The 17,889-nt window shown below is 59.9% G+C and carries 23 protein-coding genes and 2 tRNA genes; 16 read left to right on the top strand and 9 right to left on the bottom strand.

Annotated features, from left to right (window positions below; genetic code table 11):
* Window positions 1–19: 19 nt before the first annotated feature.
* Complete coding sequence (locus SynMEDNS5_RS09335) at window positions 20–802, top strand: SDR family oxidoreductase (RefSeq protein WP_186583140.1); 783 nt, start codon at window positions 20–22, stop codon at window positions 800–802.
* Here SynMEDNS5_RS09335 and map read toward each other — a convergent pair.
* The gene (gene map / locus SynMEDNS5_RS09340) at window positions 783–1,622 is read right to left on the bottom strand and encodes a type I methionyl aminopeptidase (protein WP_186583141.1); all 840 of its coding nucleotides are present in this window, start codon (window positions 1,620–1,622) and stop codon (window positions 783–785) included. The genes SynMEDNS5_RS09335 and map overlap by 20 nt on opposite strands.
* A 70-nt stretch (window positions 1,623–1,692) precedes the next feature.
* Between map and SynMEDNS5_RS09345 the strand changes: the two genes are divergently transcribed.
* The 6 genes from SynMEDNS5_RS09345 (at window position 1,693) to gltX (ending at window position 4,613) form a co-directional block, all read left to right on the top strand.
* Window positions 1,693–2,007 (top strand): PepSY domain-containing protein, encoded by a 315-nt coding sequence (locus SynMEDNS5_RS09345; RefSeq protein ID WP_186585945.1) that lies wholly within the window; start codon window positions 1,693–1,695, stop codon window positions 2,005–2,007.
* 32 nt (window positions 2,008–2,039) lie between these two features.
* The gene (gene rplS / locus SynMEDNS5_RS09350; protein WP_186583142.1) at window positions 2,040–2,534 is read left to right on the top strand and encodes a 50S ribosomal protein L19; all 495 of its coding nucleotides are present in this window, start codon (window positions 2,040–2,042) and stop codon (window positions 2,532–2,534) included.
* A gap of 63 nt (window positions 2,535–2,597) precedes the next feature.
* A tRNA-Trp gene (locus SynMEDNS5_RS09355) sits at window positions 2,598–2,670 on the top strand.
* A gap of 36 nt (window positions 2,671–2,706) precedes the next feature.
* Window positions 2,707–2,895, top strand: a complete 189-nt coding sequence (locus tag SynMEDNS5_RS09360; protein ID WP_006043540.1) for a hyperconserved protein Hcp — start codon at window positions 2,707–2,709, stop codon at window positions 2,893–2,895.
* A gap of 192 nt (window positions 2,896–3,087) precedes the next feature.
* A tRNA-Asp gene (locus tag SynMEDNS5_RS09365) sits at window positions 3,088–3,161 on the top strand.
* 21 nt (window positions 3,162–3,182) lie between these two features.
* Complete coding sequence (gene gltX, locus SynMEDNS5_RS09370; RefSeq protein ID WP_186583143.1) at window positions 3,183–4,613, top strand: glutamate--tRNA ligase; 1,431 nt, start codon at window positions 3,183–3,185, stop codon at window positions 4,611–4,613.
* On the opposite strand, the gene SynMEDNS5_RS09375 is transcribed toward gltX, so the two are convergent.
* From SynMEDNS5_RS09375 to wecB, 4 genes are read right to left on the bottom strand one after another with little or no spacing between them, the layout of a single operon-like run.
* Window positions 4,596–5,846: a sodium:proton antiporter gene (locus SynMEDNS5_RS09375; protein WP_186583144.1), complete on the bottom strand. Its 1,251-nt coding sequence runs from the start codon at window positions 5,844–5,846 to the stop codon at window positions 4,596–4,598. The two genes, gltX and SynMEDNS5_RS09375, sit on opposite strands and share 18 nt — an antisense overlap.
* The gene (locus SynMEDNS5_RS09380; RefSeq protein WP_186583145.1) at window positions 5,836–6,081 is read right to left on the bottom strand and encodes a hypothetical protein; all 246 of its coding nucleotides are present in this window, start codon (window positions 6,079–6,081) and stop codon (window positions 5,836–5,838) included. The genes SynMEDNS5_RS09375 and SynMEDNS5_RS09380 overlap by 11 nt, the downstream gene beginning before the upstream one ends.
* Window positions 6,081–6,626 (bottom strand): DUF1643 domain-containing protein, encoded by a 546-nt coding sequence (locus tag SynMEDNS5_RS09385; protein WP_255440120.1) that lies wholly within the window; start codon window positions 6,624–6,626, stop codon window positions 6,081–6,083. The genes SynMEDNS5_RS09380 and SynMEDNS5_RS09385 overlap by 1 nt, the downstream gene beginning before the upstream one ends.
* Complete coding sequence (gene wecB, locus SynMEDNS5_RS09390) at window positions 6,607–7,719, bottom strand: non-hydrolyzing UDP-N-acetylglucosamine 2-epimerase (RefSeq protein WP_186583147.1); 1,113 nt, start codon at window positions 7,717–7,719, stop codon at window positions 6,607–6,609. The genes SynMEDNS5_RS09385 and wecB overlap by 20 nt, the downstream gene beginning before the upstream one ends.
* 200 nt (window positions 7,720–7,919) lie before the next feature.
* On the opposite strand from wecB, the gene SynMEDNS5_RS09395 reads away from it, so the two are divergent.
* Complete coding sequence (locus tag SynMEDNS5_RS09395; RefSeq protein ID WP_255440388.1) at window positions 7,920–9,014, top strand: type IV pilus twitching motility protein PilT; 1,095 nt, start codon at window positions 7,920–7,922, stop codon at window positions 9,012–9,014.
* 21 nt (window positions 9,015–9,035) lie between these two features.
* Here SynMEDNS5_RS09395 and SynMEDNS5_RS09400 read toward each other — a convergent pair whose 3' ends face one another.
* Together SynMEDNS5_RS09400 and tsaD are read right to left on the bottom strand one after the other, a co-directional pair.
* Window positions 9,036–9,230 (bottom strand): high light inducible protein, encoded by a 195-nt coding sequence (locus SynMEDNS5_RS09400; RefSeq protein ID WP_186583149.1) that lies wholly within the window; start codon window positions 9,228–9,230, stop codon window positions 9,036–9,038.
* Between the two features lie 39 nt (window positions 9,231–9,269).
* Entirely contained in the window at window positions 9,270–10,340 is a 1,071-nt protein-coding gene (gene tsaD, locus SynMEDNS5_RS09405; protein ID WP_186583150.1) for a tRNA (adenosine(37)-N6)-threonylcarbamoyltransferase complex transferase subunit TsaD, read from the bottom strand.
* Window positions 10,341–10,416: 76 nt separating this feature from the next.
* On the opposite strand from tsaD, the gene SynMEDNS5_RS09410 reads away from it, so the two are divergent.
* Window positions 10,417–10,896 (top strand): Photosystem I reaction center subunit III, encoded by a 480-nt coding sequence (locus SynMEDNS5_RS09410; protein WP_186583151.1) that lies wholly within the window; start codon window positions 10,417–10,419, stop codon window positions 10,894–10,896.
* A 40-nt stretch (window positions 10,897–10,936) separates the two neighbouring features.
* Window positions 10,937–11,050, top strand: coding sequence for a photosystem I reaction center subunit IX (psaJ, locus tag SynMEDNS5_RS09415; protein WP_011933743.1), 114 nt, complete (start codon window positions 10,937–10,939; stop codon window positions 11,048–11,050).
* Window positions 11,051–11,115: 65 nt separating this feature from the next.
* Here psaJ and gmk read toward each other — a convergent pair whose 3' ends face one another.
* The gene (gene gmk / locus SynMEDNS5_RS09420) at window positions 11,116–11,685 is read right to left on the bottom strand and encodes a guanylate kinase (RefSeq protein ID WP_186583152.1); all 570 of its coding nucleotides are present in this window, start codon (window positions 11,683–11,685) and stop codon (window positions 11,116–11,118) included.
* 63 nt (window positions 11,686–11,748) lie between these two features.
* Here gmk and SynMEDNS5_RS09425 point away from each other — a divergent pair, with 63 nt between their 5' ends.
* Together SynMEDNS5_RS09425 and tatC are read left to right on the top strand one after the other, a co-directional pair.
* Window positions 11,749–13,464 (top strand): NFACT family protein, encoded by a 1,716-nt coding sequence (locus SynMEDNS5_RS09425; RefSeq protein WP_186583153.1) that lies wholly within the window; start codon window positions 11,749–11,751, stop codon window positions 13,462–13,464.
* 113 nt (window positions 13,465–13,577) lie between these two features.
* On the top strand, window positions 13,578–14,312 hold the full coding sequence (tatC, locus tag SynMEDNS5_RS09430) for a twin-arginine translocase subunit TatC (RefSeq protein WP_186585946.1): 735 nt from the start codon (window positions 13,578–13,580) through the stop codon (window positions 14,310–14,312).
* Here tatC and SynMEDNS5_RS09435 read toward each other — a convergent pair.
* On the bottom strand, window positions 14,263–14,628 hold the full coding sequence (locus SynMEDNS5_RS09435; protein ID WP_370593594.1) for a DUF3067 family protein: 366 nt from the start codon (window positions 14,626–14,628) through the stop codon (window positions 14,263–14,265). The two genes, tatC and SynMEDNS5_RS09435, sit on opposite strands and share 50 nt — an antisense overlap.
* Before the next feature lie 85 nt (window positions 14,629–14,713).
* On the opposite strand from SynMEDNS5_RS09435, the gene petC reads away from it, so the two are divergent.
* From petC to cobM, 4 genes are read left to right on the top strand one after another with little or no spacing between them, the layout of a single operon-like run.
* Window positions 14,714–15,250 carry a cytochrome b6-f complex iron-sulfur subunit gene (petC, locus tag SynMEDNS5_RS09440; RefSeq protein WP_186583154.1) on the top strand — a complete coding sequence of 179 codons (537 nt, stop codon included), beginning with the start codon at window positions 14,714–14,716 and terminating at the stop codon, window positions 15,248–15,250.
* A 41-nt stretch (window positions 15,251–15,291) separates the two neighbouring features.
* On the top strand, window positions 15,292–16,224 hold the full coding sequence (gene petA / locus SynMEDNS5_RS09445; RefSeq protein WP_186583155.1) for a cytochrome f: 933 nt from the start codon (window positions 15,292–15,294) through the stop codon (window positions 16,222–16,224).
* Between the two features lie 5 nt (window positions 16,225–16,229).
* Window positions 16,230–17,096 (top strand): prolipoprotein diacylglyceryl transferase, encoded by an 867-nt coding sequence (lgt, locus tag SynMEDNS5_RS09450; protein ID WP_370593521.1) that lies wholly within the window; start codon window positions 16,230–16,232, stop codon window positions 17,094–17,096.
* On the top strand, window positions 17,093–17,854 hold the full coding sequence (gene cobM / locus SynMEDNS5_RS09455; protein ID WP_186583157.1) for a precorrin-4 C(11)-methyltransferase: 762 nt from the start codon (window positions 17,093–17,095) through the stop codon (window positions 17,852–17,854). Before lgt ends, cobM begins: the two co-directional genes overlap by 4 nt.
* Window positions 17,855–17,889: the final 35 nt, after the last annotated feature.

Genomic DNA, 17,889 nt, shown 5'->3' on the forward strand with positions numbered 1-17,889 from the left:
CCGTCGGTGTGCCTCAAGCATGCCCCAGTTCATCGCGATGGCACAGACCAGAAGCAGCTCTCCCCAGACCGGTGTGGAGCCCAAGGGGTGGCAGGGGCAACGGGTGGGAATCACCGGAGCGAATGGTGAACTGGGGCGCGCCCTCACAGCGAAGTTGAGGGAGCGCGGTGCCTGGGTCGTTGGCATCAGTCACCGCGCCAGGGTCGAGGCACCATCGCCACTGCAGTCCGCGCAGGATTGGGTGTGCTGGTGCAGTGGTGAGGAAGAGGCTCTCGATCCGACTCTGAGAGATCTTGATGTGCTGGTGCTTAACCATGGCGTGAATCCCGGTGGAGATCAGGCTTCTGAAGCCTTGACCAAAGCGATCGAGATCAATGCGCTGAGCCACTGGCGCCTGATCCAGCGTTTCGAGCAGATTTGTCTCGAAGACCCTCTGCGGCCAAGGGAACTTTGGGTGAACACTTCAGAGGCTGAAATCCAACCGGCTCTCAGTCCCGGCTATGAGCTGAGCAAACGACTGATCGGCCAATTGGTCAGCTTGCGCTGGAGTGTTCCCGAACGCCAGCGCGCGGGTCTGCCTCGCCTACGCAAACTAGTGCTTGGGCCCTTTCGCTCGAGCCTCAATCCCATCGGTGTGATGTCTGCGGCCTTTGTCGCCAAGCAAGTTCTCGTTCAAGCGAACCTCGGGCTACCACTGATTGTGGTCACACCGAATCCACTGACCTTCGTTTTGATGCCACTGACAGAGCTTGGCCGCTGGATCTACAACCGGAGTTTCAGGCTCAATCGCCCCGATCCGTAAGAATTTCACAGCCATCCGATGTCACCACGATGGTGTGCTCCCACTGGGCCGACATTCGCCCATCTCGAGTCACCACGGTCCAACGGTCCTTAAGGGTGCGGCAAGCCTTGCTACCGGCATTGAGGATGGGTTCTACGGCGAGAGTCATACCCGGCCTGAGCGTCACATTGGGCAGGGCGTCAGTGCGGAAATTGAACACGGACGGCTCCTCGTGGAGATTGCGGCCAACGCCATGTCCCGTGTAGTCCTCCACCACGCTGAAACCGCCCTCACGGACGCGATCTTCGACCGCACCAGCGATGTCGAGCAAGGTGTTGCCGGCACGAATCTGAGCGAGTCCTGCAAGAAGTGATTCCTGGGCGACGCGACTGAGCGTGGCCGCTTCTTCGTTGACATCGCCCACGCAGATCGTGACGCAACTGTCGCCGTGGTAGCCCTCAAAAAATGCGCCCGTGTCCACTTTCAGGAGATCTCCAGCCTTGATCACGCGCTTGTTGCTGGGAATGCCATGCACCACTTCATTGTTGATGCTGGCGCAGATGCTGGCGGGAAAGCCGTGATACCCCTTGAAGCTTGGAGTGGCTCCCATTTCGCGGATTCTTCGCTCAGCGTGGGCATCGAGATCGCCTGTGGTCTGGCCTGGTTCCACCAGATCCATGATTTCCCTCAGCACGGTGGCCACGATGCGACTGGCCTTCGCCATGATCTTGAGTTCGCGTGCCGACTTGATCTCAACCCCTCGTCGCTGCTGAATGCGTGGACCTGTCGCGGTGACGGAACCGCTCTGAGCTGAGGCGAGAAGATCTGCGAACAAGTTCATCGGTCGTTCCTTCGGGACAATCCCGACGTCTTCCTGTCACGCTATCAATCGTGCAAAGGGAATGACGGTGATGCGTTGGATGGCGCAGATCAGGCGCTGGCATCGATGGATTGCTCCGTTCGTTTTGCTGCCACTACTCACATCAGTGATCAGTGGTCTGACGTATCGACTGGCCCGGGATTGGGGAGGATTGAGTCGTGATCAGGCTCACTGGCTGATGAGCCTGCACGAAGGCGAGTGGCTTGGACCTGAACTCGAACCTGTTGTGGTTTTGCTCAACGCCCTGGGGTTGATTTGGATGTTGGCCACCGGCGGGGCCATGCTGATTCAGAGCTGGACTTCCGCTCTCAAAAAACGTTTCAACAAGGGGGAGTCGGCAGGGTAAGGTAGTTGTTTGGTGTGATTCCCCGGAGCTGGATGGCAGCGGATCCAAACGACACTTCTGTAAAGGACAGCGCAACAGCGGCGACGGATAGCGCTGTTGAGAACGGTGGTACTGATACTGCGGCTGCAGAGTCGATAACAGAGTCATCGCCCAAGATCAGCACGGTTCGCCTGAAGCCTGCAGATCTGATCCGGGAATTCGAAACAGCTCAGCTGAAGAGCGACCTTCCAGATATTTACGTTGGCGACACCGTCCGCGTTGGCGTGCGAATCAGCGAAGGCAATAAGGAACGCGTTCAGCCCTACGAGGGCGTAGTCATTGCCAAGCGTCACGGCGGCATGCATCAAACCATCACCGTGCGCCGTATCTTCCAAGGAATCGGCGTCGAGCGCGTTTTCATGCTGCACAGTCCGCAGGTTGCCTCCGTGAAGGTTGAACGTCGCGGTAAAGTAAGAAGGGCGAAGCTTTTCTATCTGCGGGAACGGGTGGGCAAGGCCACCCGCGTGAAGCAGCGCTTCGATCGCTGAGGTTTCGACCTCGTTCAATCCAAATACCATCGTTTCGGCGATGGTCGAGGGGTTCATCGCCTTGCGCCGTTAGTTCAGTTGGTAGAACGCAGGTCTCCAAAACCTGATGTCGGGGGTTCGAGTCCTCCACGGCGCGTCCGATGACCCCTACTGCAGTTTCCTGAGTTCGAGCATGGAGTTGGATCTTCAACCTGGTGATGTGGTCAAGGTGCTCGAATCAGCCGCCCTCGGCTGGGTTCGTGCACGGGTGATTCGTGTCAAATCTGGTGGTCGTGTCGTCGTCCAGAGCGACCAAGGTCGCGAGTTCACCGCCCGCGGCAATCAAGTTCGTTTGATTGAGCCTGCTGGCTTTCGTCCCTAACGCTGAATCGTCTAAGTTCCTCAAAACCCCACCCAATGGTGGGGTTTTTTGATGGTCAGCAGACCTCCTCTAACAGCGAGGGATCGTTTCCCTTTCACAGTGTTGACGGAGGGCAGGCCAAAGGTCGATACTAATTTGGTCGCGCAGGCGACACAGGACAACCGATCGGATTGAGATGTCCGCCGGCAACCTGGGACCGTAGTTCAACCGGTTAGAGCACCGCCCTGTCACGGCGGAAGTTGCGGGTTCGAATCCCGTCGGTCCCGTTTCATCTCTCAAGACTTCGCATGGTTCGCGTTCGTCTGGCTCCCAGCCCTACGGGAACCCTCCACATCGGCACAGCGAGGACGGCCGTTTTCAACTGGTTGTTTGCGCGAAACCAAAACGGTTGCTTCCTGCTGCGCATTGAAGACACCGACAAGGAGCGATCCAAGCCGGAATTCACCCAGAACATCCTCGAAGGCCTCCAATGGCTGGGCATTGACTGGGACGACGACCCGGTGATCCAGAGCCAGCAGGCCGAAAACCATCGCAGCTCAATTCAAGGCCTTTTGGACAAAGGACTGGCCTACCGCTGCTACGCCAGCGAAGAGGAACTGGATGCCATGCGCACCCAACAGAAAGCGGCCAACCAGGCACCCCGTTACGACAATCGCCACCGCAATCTCACGCCTGAACAGGAAAAGGCCTTCCAGGCCGAGGGGCGGGAAGCCGTGATCCGATTCCGTATTGATGAGCAGCGCGACATTCGTTGGAATGACCTCGTGCGTGGTCCGATGCTTTGGCGTGGTGCCGACCTCGGTGGTGACATGGTGGTGGCCAGGCGGGCTCCCGCCGATCAAATCGGAGATCCGCTCTACAACCTGGTCGTGGTCGTTGACGACGCCGCAATGGCCATCAGCCATGTAATCCGAGGTGAAGACCACATCGCCAATACCGCCAAACAGCTGCTTCTCTACGAGGCGCTGTCCTTGCCGGTGCCGGCGTTCGCCCATGCACCCTTGATCCTCAATCCCGAGGGTCGCAAGCTGTCGAAACGGGATGGAGTCACCTCCATCAATGATTTCCGCGCGATGGGTTACACCCCGGAAGCACTCGCGAACTACATGACCCTGCTGGGCTGGTCGGTCCCTGAAGGCATGAAAGAGATCTTCACGCTCAACGAAGCCGCCAAGGTCTTCGCTTTCGATCGCGTCAACAAAGCCGGCGCGAAGTTCGACTGGGACAAATTGAACTGGCTGAATGCCCAGATCCTTCACAGCTGGGAGCCGCCCAGGCTTCTAGACGCACTCTCACCGCTCTGGGCCGATCAAGGCTGGACGATTCCTGACACCGACAGATGGGCTCTGTCCTTGGTGGAGCTGCTTGGACCATCGCTGACACTGCTGAACGACGGAGTGGATCAGGCCAGGCCTTTTTTCATGGAACCCGCTTTGGAGGAGGACGCCCTCAAACAGCTTGACCAGGAGGGAGCAAAACCCTGTCTGCAGGCTCTTTTAAGCGCCCTTGACGAGGCCCCCTGGTCTGGCGACAGCATCGACCAAGCCCAGGAGATCCTGAAAAGCGCTGCCTCCACAGCAGGAGTGAAGAAAGGAGTCTTGATGAAAAGCCTCAGGGCAGCCCTGCTAGGCCGACTGCAGGGACCCGACCTCCTCACCACCTGGTCTCTTCTGGCCAAGATCGATCAGGATCGCCCCCGGTTAAGGCGCTGCCTCTGACGGTTTCGCAGGCAACGAAGTGTCGTTGACCGGATCGGGTGTCTGATCGATCAGACCGAGAGCCTTGGCAAGGGGCTGAGCCGTGAGGCCCTGAAGGCCAACGGTCATCAGGATTGTGAGAAACACCAAACCTTGCAGGCGTCCAGCTCCGAGCACACCGGCCTGCTCGAGTCTGATCGCAAACAGCGAGGCCACAGCAGCCGTCACGATTCCCCGTGGTGCGAGCCATCCCAGGAAAAGACGCTGTCGCCAATCGAGAGGAAGTCCCACGGTGGCCACGCTCACTGCCGCTGGGCGAACCACGAGCATCAGCACCAGCACGCAGCTCACTCCACCCCATCCGAGGGGACTGAGCTCGGCCCAGGACACATCGGCTGCCAGGAGTGGGAAGAGCATGGTGATCGCAAGCCGGGCCAATTCCCTGATCAACTCATCCAGCTGACCTGCCTGGGTGGAGGGGCGACGCCCTACCACCACACCGGCGGCCACCGAAGCGGGAAGTCCTGACTCCGGGAGTAGCCATTCGGCAATCGAGAACATCAGAAACAGCACTCCAAGGGTGAGTTGAAGCCTCAGCCCCACGGAATGCTCCGAAGGCAATCGCCGCAGCACTTCCGACAGCAGCCAGCCCACGGCCAAGCCAATCAGCACGCCGCCCCCGAGCCTGGACATCAGCCCGATCGCCAGCTCACGCCAGCCATGGAGATTTCCCAGCAGCAGTTCAAGCAACAGCAGGGCCAGCACCGCACCCACTGGCTCCAGCACAAGGCCCTCGGCCTCCAGCACATCCCCCAACGGCGATGCCAGACGGATCTGCTGAACAATCGGCGTGACCACGGTCGGCCCGGTGCCCAACACGATCGCGCTGTACACGGCAGCCACCGACCAGCCCAATCCCGCCAGCCAGTGTGCGGCCAGCACGCCGGCCCCGAGAGACAACAGCAGACGGAGCAGAGAAATCCGCAACACGGTCGCCTTGATGGTGTCCCCAGGGAGACGCAGGTTCAGACCGCCGTCGAACAACACCAGGCTGACCAGAAGTCCCACCGTGGTCTCCAGCCCCAGCCCGAGGTCCAGCGGCTCAACGAGTCCCAGTCCGGAGCGTCCGATCAACAGTCCGGAGAGGAGCAGAAGAACGACTCCCTGAAGCCCGGAAAGGGCAGCCAACAGCCTGGCACCGGCACCGGCGAACACCGTGATGCCCCAGAGCAATCCCAGCCGCTCAGGCGTCATCGATGGAGGCGTATTGCGGTTCCACACGCAGTCCGATCACCGCCTCCGGGCGGATCACCAGATATTCCCCTTCGAGCTCACCGAGGGGGACATTCACGAATGCCTGCCCCTGGCCGCCGTTCACGAGGTCCTGATACCACTCCTGAAAGGTCTCGAGGGTAGGGAAGTGCACCACTTCAGTCTGGCCACCGGAGAGGTGGAGAGAAATGCGATAGCGGCGTGGTTGACGGGGCATCAGCGAACCGTACAGGCCCAGGGAGTCGGAACTCGGTCCCCTGGAACATAGAGGGGATGGCGCGGCTGTCCGCTGCGCGTTGTTCCCAGAGTCAAGGGGCCAGCCCCGGCCTTACGGCGTCGGAGGCAGAGCGCAAGCCTGGCCAGCACTGTCTGATCCCGCTGAAACAGGACACCTCGGGTTCCCCAGCCCAGCCAGAGATCCCAGAACGGCTTGTCAGCCCAATTCTCCATCCAGCACTGAAGAACAGCATCGGTCTTGTCACCGATCGGATCGCTGCAGCGCTGCAACGCCTCTGGTGAAGGAGAGATCCGCGCGAACAAATTGATCACCACAAGCCGGTGATACCCCCAGCGCGTTCCAAACGCCATGAGACGTCGCAGGGTGGGATCATCGCGATGATCACTGGCTCGGGAAGGGTTCAACCCCACAAAGATCAGCGTTCGCGGAACTTCAGCCTGCAACGGCTCCACCAGAGAACGTTGCAGCAGCCAGCGGTAATGGCCACAGCTGCTGAAGGATGCGTCAGGAGACCAGCAGATCAAGGGCGGCCTGGAGAATTCGCCCACTGGCGAGACCATCTCCAAAGGGATTGACCGCACGGGCCATCTGGTCGTACGCCGCAGGGTCATCGAGGAGACGGGCTGTTTCCTGAGCGATCGATGCGTTGTCCGTACCCACCAGCTTCGCTGTTCCAGCATCAACGGCCTCTGGACGCTCGGTGGTGCGCCTGAGCACTAGAACCGGCTTACCAAGGGCGGGAGCCTCCTCCTGCAGGCCACCGGAATCGGTGAGCAGAAGGGTGCAACCTTTCATGGCCGCCACCAACCGGTCGTAATCGAGAGGTTCGGTGAGCACCACGCGTGGATGGCTACCAAGCAGATCCTGAAGAGGCTCGCGCACGGTGGGATTCCGGTGCAGGGGCAGCAGGAGTGTGGTGTCGGGATGGGACTCCAGCACCGCCAACATTCCTTCAGCGATGCTGCGCAGGCGATCCCCCCAGTTCTCCCGGCGATGCACGGTGGCAAGGATGACGCGCTGGTTGGCCCAGTCGAGGGGCAGGTCGGTGAGCTCAGGGGCGCGCTCAGCCATGCGCAGCAGCGCATCAATCACCGTATTGCCAGTGACCATGACCCGACCGACAACGCTCGAGGCCTCGAGATTGGCCTGGGAACGCTGCGTCGGAGCGAAATGCAGCTGAGCCACCTGGGAGATCAGCCTGCGATTGGCTTCTTCAGGGAAGGGATCAAGGAGGTTGTCGGTGCGCAGGCCTGCCTCCACGTGCCCAACAGGGATCTGCTCATAAAACGCAGCAAGAGCCGCCGCGAAGGCCGTGGTGGTGTCTCCCTGCACCAACACCATTTGCGGAGGGAAGGCTTGAAAATCGTCGCGGAGCCCCTGCAATGCCGCACAGGTGACGTGCGTCAGCGTCTGACGGGGGGCCATCAGGTCGAGATCCTGATCGGCGGTGAGCTGGAAAAGGTCCATCACCTGGGTCACCATCTCCCGATGCTGCCCAGTGAGCACAACGCGGGTTTCCAATGCCGAGCAGGCTCGGAATTCCTGGATGACCGGAGCCAGTTTGATGGCTTCCGGCCGCGTGCCGAGCACAATGGTGACGCGAGGTTTGGCCGCCATAAACGCAGGATCGGTGGCGGGATCCTAAGCGCGATTTAGAGAGCTCCCAGCCGACCCTCACTTGCCACGGCAGCAGCAGTGGCGAAGCTGAGGCAAGAAAGAAGCGGAAGCCGATGAATCAACCGATCTTCCCCCCGGGTTTTCCGCCCCAACCTGTTGCGGCCCCCACCCATAGCCCCTCATCTGCGGCGCCTGCATCACTGAAGCCTTCACCGACGTCGTCAGCCAAGGGATCACCAAGCCTTGAGGACATCGTGCGGATGGCCCAAGACAAGGGCCACTCCGACGTGCACCTCGGTGTGGGGGAAATCCCGCGCTTCCGCGCCCGCGGAGAGATGCTGCAAACAGAGTGGCCGATCACAGATCCGAGCACGTTTCATCGCTGGCTCAGGGAAATACTCACGCCCCAGCAGATTGATCTCTTTCAGCAGACGAAGGAATTCGACGGCTCCCATGCGTTCCCATTTGTCAGGGTTCGGATCAACCTCCTGGATTCGCTGCTGGGACCCGCCATGGTTCTGCGGTTAATTCCTCAGACGATCCTCACGCTTGAAGATCTGAAACTTCCCGAGGTGCTGCGGGAACTCTCGTCACGTCCCAAGGGACTGGTGTTAGTGACCGGACCAACTGGATCAGGAAAAAGCACCACTCTTGCGGCAATGATTGACTGGATCAACCGCCATCAGACACGCCACATCCTCACGATTGAAGACCCTGTGGAGTTTGTTCATCAGAGTCAGCGCTCGCTGATCAGGCACCGGGAAGTGGGTCTGCATACATTGCAGTTTCACAACGCTCTGAGAGCAGCGTTAAGAGAGGATCCAGACGTGATCTTGGTGGGTGAGATCCGTGATCGCGAAACCTTGAGCACGGCTCTCGAAGCATCCCAAACGGGCCACCTTGTGTTCGGGACGCTTCACACCAATTCGGCAGTAAAAACAGTCGAACGCGTCCTTGGGCTCTTCGCCCCTGAGGATCAAGACAGCGTTCGCCGCTCGCTATCGGAATCCCTTCTGGGTGTGATTGCCCAGGGGTTGATCCGAACCAACGATGGAAAACGAGCTGCGTATCACGACATCCTGATCAATACGGAGGCCTGCAAGGACTACATCCAGCGTGGAGCCCTCGAAGAGGTAGAGGAAATTATGGAGCGCAGCGGCTTCGATGGGATGGTGACCAGCAATCAATCCCTGCTGGAGCTGGTCGTAGCCGGACGGATCCAATCCCAGGACGCGATTGCCGTCAGCCTCAAACCGAATGAGCTGTCGCAAGCCATCCGTGGGAGGAGCGCGTGAACCGCCGGTAGCTGAGCGCCTTCAGCTTGCAGATATTCCTTCACTAAAAAGTCTGACGAGAATGAGCGTCAGCAACCCAAGGGACAGGCCCAGCATGGCCAGACGCCCATTCCAGATTTCAGCTTGAGGGGTGAAGCCGCGGCGCCACTCATTGAGCTCACCCGCATCAACCGGCTGTGATTGCTGCCGTTGCTGGGACTCGGACTCAACCACCATCACCAGAAAGCTCCTGCTTCAACATTATTCCCGAAACTCTTAAAACTGTGGATCCTGGGCATAGAGATCTCCTCCAGCCTCCAAGGGCCAGCGGGCTGAAACTCCAAGCCGGATGGAACTCGCGCCCCATCCGGCTTGAAGCCGACCTAAGGCGGCGGCACCGACCATCGCAGCGTTGTCGGTGCAGTACGCCAGAGGCGCGAGGTGGACGGAAACCCCACGCTCCCGTCCATGCCGCTCCATTTGTCCACGCAGCCTGACATTCGCAGCCACCCCGCCCACCATCACCAGTGTGTGCAGGCCTCGATCAAGACAGCACCGCAGGCTGCGCTCCACCAGCACATCCACCACAACCTGCTCGAAGCTTGCAGCGAGATCCTCGAGGGGCAGCGCATCACTCTGAGCCCTCAGGCTCTCCACCTGCCGAAGCATGGCCGTCTTGAGACCGCTGAACGAGAAGTCGAAGGGATAGAACCCACCCTCCGGACGGGACACCCGTCCTTTGGGAAGGGAAAACCGCTTGGGATCGCCATCTCTGGCAGCCGCCTGGATGGCAGGACCACCTGGGTAGGCCAGCCCTAGCAAACGGGCCACTTTGTCGAAAGCTTCTCCAGCCGCATCGTCATGGCTACGCCCCAGCCGTTGCAGGCCGCCGTCGATCGCCACCAGGATCAGTTCGGTATGTCCGCCACTGACCAAGAGCACGACGTAGGGAGGCTCGGGAGGTGATGAGGCCAGACGCACTGAGGCAAGGTGCGCCTCCAGGTGATGCACTCCCATGAAGGGCTTGCCATGAAGGGCCGCCAGGGTGCGCCCTGTCACCGAACCCACCATCAGGGCCCCCACCAGCCCCGGCGTCACGGTTGCAGCCACGGCATCCATTTCTGCCACCGTTTGACCTGCGTCGTCCAGCACCGCGCCGATGAGGTGCGGCAGGGCCTCCACATGGCGTCTGGAGGCGATTTCGGGGACAACGCCTCCCCACTGGGCATGCTCCTCGACCTGGGAGGCGATGCGGTGAGCCAGCACCTCCGTTCGGCCGGCACAGAGCTCCACAACAGCTGCGGCCGACTCGTCACAACTTGTTTCGAGCGCAAGCACCTTGGGCATTCAGGCCGAAACCCTCCACTACTGTCCGCTTGTGACATCCTGCCGCTCCGGGGCAGGCTTAACAGGAACCGTTCCGATGCGTCGTCTTTTCGCTCTAGCGCTCTCGGCCCTGCTGGTGTTTGGCTTTGCACCGGTCGCCAAGGCCGATGTTGCAGGCCTGACCCCTTGCGCTGAAAGCGCCCGTTTCCAGCAACGTGCCAGCGCAGCCACCACAGCCCAAGCCAAAGCCAGGTTTGAGATGTACAGCCAAGCCGTGTGTGGTGAGGACGGGCTGCCCCACCTCATCGTTGATGGTCGCTGGGATCATGCCGGCGAATTTGTACTGCCAGGCCTGATGTTTCTCTACATCGCTGGCACCATCGGCTGGGCCGGCCGTGAATATCTGAAAGCCACCCGCGGAACCAAGGAGCAGTACACCAAGGAGATCCAGATCGACCTCCCCCTGGCGCTGAAATCCTGCATCGCTGCCGCCACATGGCCCATTGCAGCGTTCGGAGAACTCACCAGTGGAAAGCTGCTTGAAAGCGACAACAAGATCACCGTGTCTCCTCGCTAAAGCTTTTCAGCTCTCAAACCTTCACCAACATTTCCGATCGATGCAGAAATTTCTCACAACTGCACCAGTGGTTGCAGCCATTTGGTTCACACTCACAGCTGGAATTCTGATTGAGTGGAATCGATTCTTCCCTGATCTCCTGTTCCACCCATAAATGTCATTCCATCAATGAACGTGTAGAGGGCCTCGGGCCCTCTTTTCTTTGGCGTTAATTCAGCGTTATCCCGAAAGTCCCATCAACCCCTCGAGCTCCGAAAGGGCTGTGTCGAGATCATCATTCACAACAACGGCATCAAATTCAGACTGGGCATCCAGTTCGGCGCGCGCTCTCTCCAAGCGGCGTTGAATCGCATCCGCGGATTCAGTGGCCCGGCCCCGGATGCGCCGTTCCAGCTCCTCGAAACTCGGTGGCGCCAAAAAGATCTGTAGAGCCTCGGGAAAACTCTTTCTCACCTGGCGGGCGCCCTCCAATTCGATTTCCAGAAGAACGGGAGTTCCTGCGCCAAGCCGTTCTTCCACGGGCAGACGAGGAGTGCCGTAGCAATGACCGGCGAATTCAGCCCACTCCAACAAACCACCACTGCTGACCAGAGCATCGAAGTCTTGGCGTGTCTTGAAGAAGTAGTGCACACCGTTTTGCTCACCCGCCCGGGGGGCCCGTGTGGTGGCCGACACCGATAACCACAGATTGGGATGGCGCTCCTGCAAGCGGGCGACCAGCGTGCCCTTACCGACACCGCTGGGTCCGGTGAGCAACGCGAGCCGGGCAGTGGCTTGAGACGATGCCATCGCTTGTCTGCAGTCAGGCTGCAGGGTAGGAAGGCACCTAACTCACCGGACCAGCACGCGCGGATGGCAATCAGCACGCTCCAGGTGATGGACCTGACCGCTCTGAAAGCGGTGCTGAAGGATCTGCGCGACCGGGTGTTGCCGAGCCGATTTGAAAAGGCGCAGCAACCCGATGCCCATGCGCTCCAGCTGGGCTTCCGAACCCTGCAAGGCATGGTTTGGCTTGAGCTCAGCTGGCAGGCGGAATCCGCGAGGCTCGTACAGATCGATGCCCCGCGACGTCTTGGCGGAGGGAGCACCCTGGCCCAGCAGGTTCAGCACGGGTTGAGGCAACTGGCTCTGGTGGAGCTCGAACAACATGACTTCGAACGTGTTGTGTTCTTTCATCTGGCGCCACGCCCCGGCAGCCCCCCCGTGCGAACCCTGGTTCTCGAACTGATGGGACGCCACAGCAACCTGTTGCTCTTGGATGAACAGAAACGCATCACCGCGATCGGCCGTCAGGTGCGGCAACACCAGTCCAGGATCCGCCCGCTCAGCACTGGTGATTTCTATACCCCACCTCCACCGCTTCAGGGTCTGCCACCAAGCTGTGATGAACCTTTTGATCAGTGGAAGCGCCGGCTCTCCCTGCTGCCGATTCCCCTTGGCAAAGCACTTCGCGAGACCTATCAGGGAATCAGCCCAGCGTTAGCAACCCAGCTCACCACCTTCCCCGGGTCGCTCGACAGCCACGGGAAGACCTTGAAGGAACAGCTGGTCAGCGACATTTCCGAATCGCAATGGCAACGCCTCCATGAGCGCTGGGGCTGCTGGCTGCACCATCTCAACGAAGAAACGTTTTCTCTGCAGCTGGAGGGCAGCGGTTTTCGCGTCTGGAACGAACCACCCCTTGCGGGCAGGGATCAGGGGGTGCTCAGTCTCAGGCTGGGTTGCTATTACCAAGACCATGTGACAAAGCGCCGACTTTCGCGCGAGATCGGCAACCTGCAACAGCGACTCCAACAATGTCGCGAGCGGGAACAGGCCCAACGCGACGAGCAGAAGCAACGGCTGCAGGACACCGCAGGTGCCGCAACCCTTCAGTCGGAAGCGGATCAGCTGCTGTGCCAACCGGATCCTGATCGCGACACGATCACCCGTGCTCAGAAGCTCTACCACCGAGCTCGGCGCCTGCGACGGGCCGTTCCCCTGATCGAAGAGCGACTCCAGCATCACGACCGACGTCTGATGCTGATCGAAGGCAGTGAAAGTTTTTTGGAGGATCTCACCTGTGCTGACTGGGACAATCCCGATGAGCGCAGTCTGCAACTGAAGGATCTTCATCAAGAACTGGAGGAGTTGTTGGCCCCACGACAGCGACGTCGCCGTGGCAGTTCACCGACGGGGCAGCCTCAGCCGCTTGAGATCAACACCAGTGATGGACTGACGATCCAGGTGGGCCGCAACCACCGCCAGAACGAATGGATCAGCTTGCGTCAAGCCAGAGATGGCGATCTCTGGTTTCACGCTCAGGAATGTCCAGGCAGTCATGTGGTGTTGAAAGCCTCGATAGCGCCTGCATCCGAAGAAGCCATCCAACAGGCTGCCGATCTGGCTGCATGGTTCAGTCGTGCCCGGGGCAATCGCACCGTCCCCGTGGTGATGGCGGCGGTCGATGCCCTTCAGCGCATTCCCGGAGCCCTGCCCGGAACCGTGCGTCATCGAAATGCAGAACTGCTCTGGGCAGAGCCTGACCGGGCCAGGCGCCAACTTGAGGGAAGAGAACTCTTAGCCTGAGGCTTGAACAGATTCTTGATCTGAAGCCCTCCGACCCCAACGAATCCAGCGTTCTTCCACCGCCTCCGCCCATCAAGGTGACGGCAACGGGCGATGCGGTGAATGACGTTGAGATGCCGCTGGTGGACCATCTCGAGGAGCTCCGGCAGAGGGTGTTTCGCAGCCTTCTCGCTGTTGCAGTCAGCGCTCTCGCCTGTCTGCTGGCCGTGAGGCCGTTGGTCCGACTGCTGGAGGAGCCCGCAGGGTCAATCCGCTTTCTCCAACTGGCACCGGGCGAGTTCCTGTTCGTATCGTTCAAGGTGGCTGGCTATGCCGGGCTCACCCTGGCGCTTCCTTACGTGCTGTATCAGGGACTGGCCTTCGTTCTCCCTGGACTCACGCGCAACGAACGTCGCCTGATTGCCCCCGCCGTTGCAGGATCAGCGGTGCTGTTTCTGGCCGGACTGGGCTTCGCCTGGTGGGCTCTGGTGCCGGCGGCCCTCAGTTTTCTGGTGAGCTATGGAGCCGACGTGGTGGAACCGATCTGGTCGATCGAGCGCTACCTCGATTTCGTGCTGCTCTTGATGCTGTCCACAGGACTGGCCTTTCAGTTACCAGTGCTCCAGTTGCTGCTTGGTGCCTTCGGCTTGGTGAACTGGAAGCGGATGCTTTCGGCCTGGCGATGGGTGGTGCTCACCTCCGCCCTGGCCGGTGCGGTGCTCACACCCTCCACGGACCCAATCACCATGCTGCTTCTGGGAGGAGCGATCACAGCCCTGTTTCTCATCGGGGTCTTGCTGGTGGCAGTTGTGCAGCGATTCAAAGCAGAAACTCCTCCAATCGACCCTCCCCCGGCAGCTGCAGGCTGAGGGCTTTCCCAAGCCGAGGGCGGTCCTTCGTTGTCTGCAGCCAGGCCCGCACGGCCGCTGCCTCACCGAGCCTGTTCACTACTTCGAGAACCTCAGCCAGATGCTCTTGATAGGCGTCTTCCGTGAGGGGGAAGGACTGCTGTTCGAGATAAGCCCACATCACCTGCACGTACAAACGACGACGGCGCGTAACAATCTGCATGTCGTAACTGGCCTGCCAGCGGGACCGGAAGAGGGCGACGACCTCCTCAGCACTAAGCGGTGCAGCCGGTGTGGGAGAGGCAGCCTGGGGCATCACGAAGCCGTCCTTGAACATCGATGAAAATCCCAGTCGCCGCAAAGACTGACAGGACCCAATGCATCCATAATGAACGCCATCCAGTGCCGATTGACAGTCCGTCATGACCCAAATGCCAGCAGGTGATGTGCCCGGAATGGGGCGCAGGCAGTTCATGAATCTGCTGACCTTCGGGTCGGTCACAGGTGTTGCGCTCGGTGCTCTCTACCCGGTTGTGAACTACTTCATCCCTCCCCGCGCCGCAGGCAGCGGTGGCGGCACCAGTGCCAAGGATGAACTCGGGAATGCAGTCACCGCCAGCGGTTGGTTGAGCTCTCACCCGGAGGGAGACCGCAGCCTTGTGCAGGGTCTCAAGGGCGATCCCACCTATCTGATCGTTGAGGGCGACGATGCCATCGGTAGCTACGGCATCAACGCCATCTGCACGCACCTCGGTTGCGTTGTGCCCTGGAACAGCGGAGCCAACAAATTCATGTGCCCCTGCCACGGCAGCCAATACGACGCCACTGGCAAAGTCGTGAGAGGTCCCGCGCCCCTCTCGCTCGCCCTGGCCAATGTGAGCGTCGAAAACGACAACGTGTTCGTGAGCCAATGGACGGACACCGATTTCCGCACGGGCGACAAGCCCTGGTGGGCCTGATTACCTCCGCTTTTCCTGCCCCTCTTCGTTTCCAGCCACCAATGCGTCGCCTCCTCTCACCTCTGTTCGCCGCCCTGATCGTGGGCGTCACAGTGCTGACCGCTCCCACCACCAGTTGGGCCTACCCCTTCTGGGCCCAGCAGAACTACGACTCTCCTAGGGAAGCCACGGGGAAAATCGTTTGCGCCAACTGCCACCTCGCTCAAAAACTGACCCAAGCCGAGGTACCCCAGTCGGTCTTGCCCGACAGCGTGTTCAAAGCTGTCGTGAAGATTCCCTACGACACCGCTGTCCCGGAAATTGGTGCTGATGGCAGTGAAGTGCCCCTCCAGGTCGGAGCTGTCGTGATGCTGCCCGATGGTTTCACCCTGGCACCGCAAGACCGCTGGACGGATGACATCAAGGAAGAAACCGAGGGCGTTTACTTCTCTGAATACAGCGATGATCAGCCCAATGTGATCCTTGTGGGTCCAATCCCCGGTGATCAGCACCAGGAGATCGTCTTCCCAGTGCTGTCACCGGATCCTGCCACTGACAGCAACATCCATTTCGGCAAATACTCCATTCACGTGGGGGGCAACCGGGGCCGTGGCCAGGTGTATCCCACGGGTGAAAAGAGCAACAACGCCGTCTACACAGCGCCGTCCACCGGAACTGTGAGTTCCATCGAAGCAGGTGAGAACGGATCCAGCGTGGTAACCATCGCTTCAGCTGATGGCAGTGAGCTGTCCGAAACCGTTCCTGTTGGACCAGCACTGATCGTGTCCGTCGGCGATGCCGTTGAGGCGGGTGCTCCCATCAGCAACGATCCCAATGTGGGCGGCTTTGGACAACTCGATACCGAAGTTGTGCTCCAGAACCCCGTGCGTATCTACGGACTGCTGGCCTTCTTCGCAGCCGTGGCCCTGGCCCAGATCATGCTGGTGCTGAAGAAAAAGCAGTTTGAGAAAGTGCAGGCTGCGGAGGGCTTTTGAATTCGGTGTTGATTCCTGCCGTCTTCACCTCCCCTGGGCCCGAGCTTTTTCAGCTCGGGCCTTTCGTTCTTCGTTGGTATGGCCTGCTCATCGCCCTGGCCGTGCTGATTGGCCTCAATCTCTCCAGCTGGCTTGCCCGTCAACGTGGTCTTGATGGCTCTTTGATCAGCGATCTCCTGCCCATCCTTGTGCTCGCCTCCGTTGTGGGTGCTCGGATGTATTACGTGGCCTTTGAGTGGAGAACCTATCAAGGTTCATGGTGGGACGCTTTCGCCATCTGGCGGGGTGGAATTGCCATCCATGGAGCGTTGATCGCAGGAACGCTCTCGGTGATCGTGTTCTGCAGGTGGCGACGCGTTTCCTTCTGGGATGTTCTCGATGTTCTGGTGCCATCGGTGATTCTCGGGCAGGCCATCGGTCGGTGGGGCAATTTTTTCAACTCAGAAGCCTTCGGAGTTCCCACGGATCTTCCCTGGAAACTCCTGATTCCGTTTGCCAACAGACCGAAGATTTTCGCAGATTCAGAATATTTCCACCCCACATTTCTCTACGAATCTCTCTGGAATCTGGCTCTGTTCATCGGCCTCATTGTTTTGTTCAGACTTGGACAGCGAGGCCGAATTCAGCTACCAGCTGGAGCCTTGAGCTGCTTTTATCTCCTCGGATACAGCCTCGGACGCGTCTGGATTGAGGGTCTGCGCATTGATCCGCTCTGCCTGGGAGGTCAGCCACCGTTCTGCGAGGGCGGCCTGCGGATTGCCCAGTTGATGAGCCTCGCTCTGATGGCCTTGGCTTCTGCTGGACTGTTTTGGCTCTACGGACGCCGCGCACCACTTCCAGATCCTGGTCTCCGCCGCGTCGACCCTTCATGACAACCATTTCCATCGTTGGCGCCGGCCCCGGTGCTCCCGACTTACTCACCCGCAGAGCTGAACAGAGAATTCAGTCGGCGGATGTGCTGATCTGGACCGATTCCCTCATATCGCCGCAGATCGCCGCCTTAGCACCGGACCATTGCGAGCGAATCCGCACCAGCACACTCACCCTCGAACAGGTCATCCCCCTGATGATCGATCGGTCAAGCCAGGGGTTGCGTGTTGTCCGTCTTCATGACGGCGATCCCTGCCTTTACAGCGCTCTGAACGAACAGATCTGCGCACTCGCCGATGCCGACATCACGGTGGAGGTTGTGCCTGGGATAAGTGCTTATCAAGCCACCGCAGCGGCCATCAATGCGGAGCTCACGATTCCCGGAATCGTGCAGACGATCGTGCTCGGTCGCACCGGCGGCCGCACAGGGGTTCCTGAGCGGGAACAACTGAATGATCTCGCCAGATTGAGAGCTTCTCTGTGCCTTTACCTCAGTGCGCGGCATGTTGATGAGGTTCAGTCCACGCTCCTCAAGCATTACCCCGCTGACACTCCTGTCGCGATCGGCTACCGGGTGAGCTGGCCCGATCAGTCAATCGATGTGGTTCCGCTTGAGGCAATGGCTGATGCAACGAGGGCACGGAACCTGATCCGCACCACGTTGTATGTGATCAGCCCTGCTCTACGAGAACGAAACAGTTCCGATCGGTCGCGGCTTTATTCTCCCGATCACGACCACCTCTTCAGACCACGGGGCTAAGACTGGGCAGCATCTGGTGGTTTAAGATTACGTTG

Origin of the sequence: Synechococcus sp. MEDNS5 (genome assembly GCF_014279875.1) — a bacterium.
GTDB lineage: Bacteria > Cyanobacteriota > Cyanobacteriia > PCC-6307 > Cyanobiaceae > Synechococcus_C.

Bases quoted from the DNA above. Each gene is read 5' to 3' on its own strand.
- psaJ (WP_011933743.1), top strand. From the start codon at position 10,937: ATGCAGAAATTTCTCACAACTGCACCAGTGGTTGCAGCCATTTGGTTC.
- tatC (WP_186585946.1), top strand. From the start codon at position 13,578: ATGCCGCTGGTGGACCATCTCGAGGAGCTCCGGCAGAGGGTGTTTCGC.
- petA (WP_186583155.1), top strand. From the start codon at position 15,292: ATGCGTCGCCTCCTCTCACCTCTGTTCGCCGCCCTGATCGTGGGCGTC.
- wecB (WP_186583147.1), bottom strand. From the start codon at position 7,719: ATGGCGGCCAAACCTCGCGTCACCATTGTGCTCGGCACGCGGCCGGAA.
- gltX (WP_186583143.1), top strand. From the start codon at position 3,183: ATGGTTCGCGTTCGTCTGGCTCCCAGCCCTACGGGAACCCTCCACATC.
- SynMEDNS5_RS09360 (WP_006043540.1), top strand. From the start codon at position 2,707: ATGGAGTTGGATCTTCAACCTGGTGATGTGGTCAAGGTGCTCGAATCA.
- SynMEDNS5_RS09400 (WP_186583149.1), bottom strand. From the start codon at position 9,230: ATGGTGGTTGAGTCCGAGTCCCAGCAACGGCAGCAATCACAGCCGGTT.
- rplS (WP_186583142.1), top strand. From the start codon at position 2,040: ATGGCAGCGGATCCAAACGACACTTCTGTAAAGGACAGCGCAACAGCG.
- map (WP_186583141.1), bottom strand. From the start codon at position 1,622: ATGAACTTGTTCGCAGATCTTCTCGCCTCAGCTCAGAGCGGTTCCGTC.
- SynMEDNS5_RS09335 (WP_186583140.1), top strand. From the start codon at position 20: ATGCCCCAGTTCATCGCGATGGCACAGACCAGAAGCAGCTCTCCCCAG.
- SynMEDNS5_RS09425 (WP_186583153.1), top strand. From the start codon at position 11,749: ATGGCAATCAGCACGCTCCAGGTGATGGACCTGACCGCTCTGAAAGCG.
- SynMEDNS5_RS09410 (WP_186583151.1), top strand. From the start codon at position 10,417: ATGCGTCGTCTTTTCGCTCTAGCGCTCTCGGCCCTGCTGGTGTTTGGC.
- gmk (WP_186583152.1), bottom strand. From the start codon at position 11,685: ATGGCATCGTCTCAAGCCACTGCCCGGCTCGCGTTGCTCACCGGACCC.
- SynMEDNS5_RS09435 (WP_370593594.1), bottom strand. From the start codon at position 14,628: ATGTTCAAGGACGGCTTCGTGATGCCCCAGGCTGCCTCTCCCACACCG.
- tsaD (WP_186583150.1), bottom strand. From the start codon at position 10,340: ATGCCCAAGGTGCTTGCGCTCGAAACAAGTTGTGACGAGTCGGCCGCA.
- SynMEDNS5_RS09380 (WP_186583145.1), bottom strand. From the start codon at position 6,081: ATGCCCCGTCAACCACGCCGCTATCGCATTTCTCTCCACCTCTCCGGT.
- SynMEDNS5_RS09375 (WP_186583144.1), bottom strand. From the start codon at position 5,846: ATGACGCCTGAGCGGCTGGGATTGCTCTGGGGCATCACGGTGTTCGCC.
- petC (WP_186583154.1), top strand. From the start codon at position 14,714: ATGACCCAAATGCCAGCAGGTGATGTGCCCGGAATGGGGCGCAGGCAG.
- cobM (WP_186583157.1), top strand. From the start codon at position 17,093: ATGACAACCATTTCCATCGTTGGCGCCGGCCCCGGTGCTCCCGACTTA.
- SynMEDNS5_RS09345 (WP_186585945.1), top strand. From the start codon at position 1,693: ATGCGTTGGATGGCGCAGATCAGGCGCTGGCATCGATGGATTGCTCCG.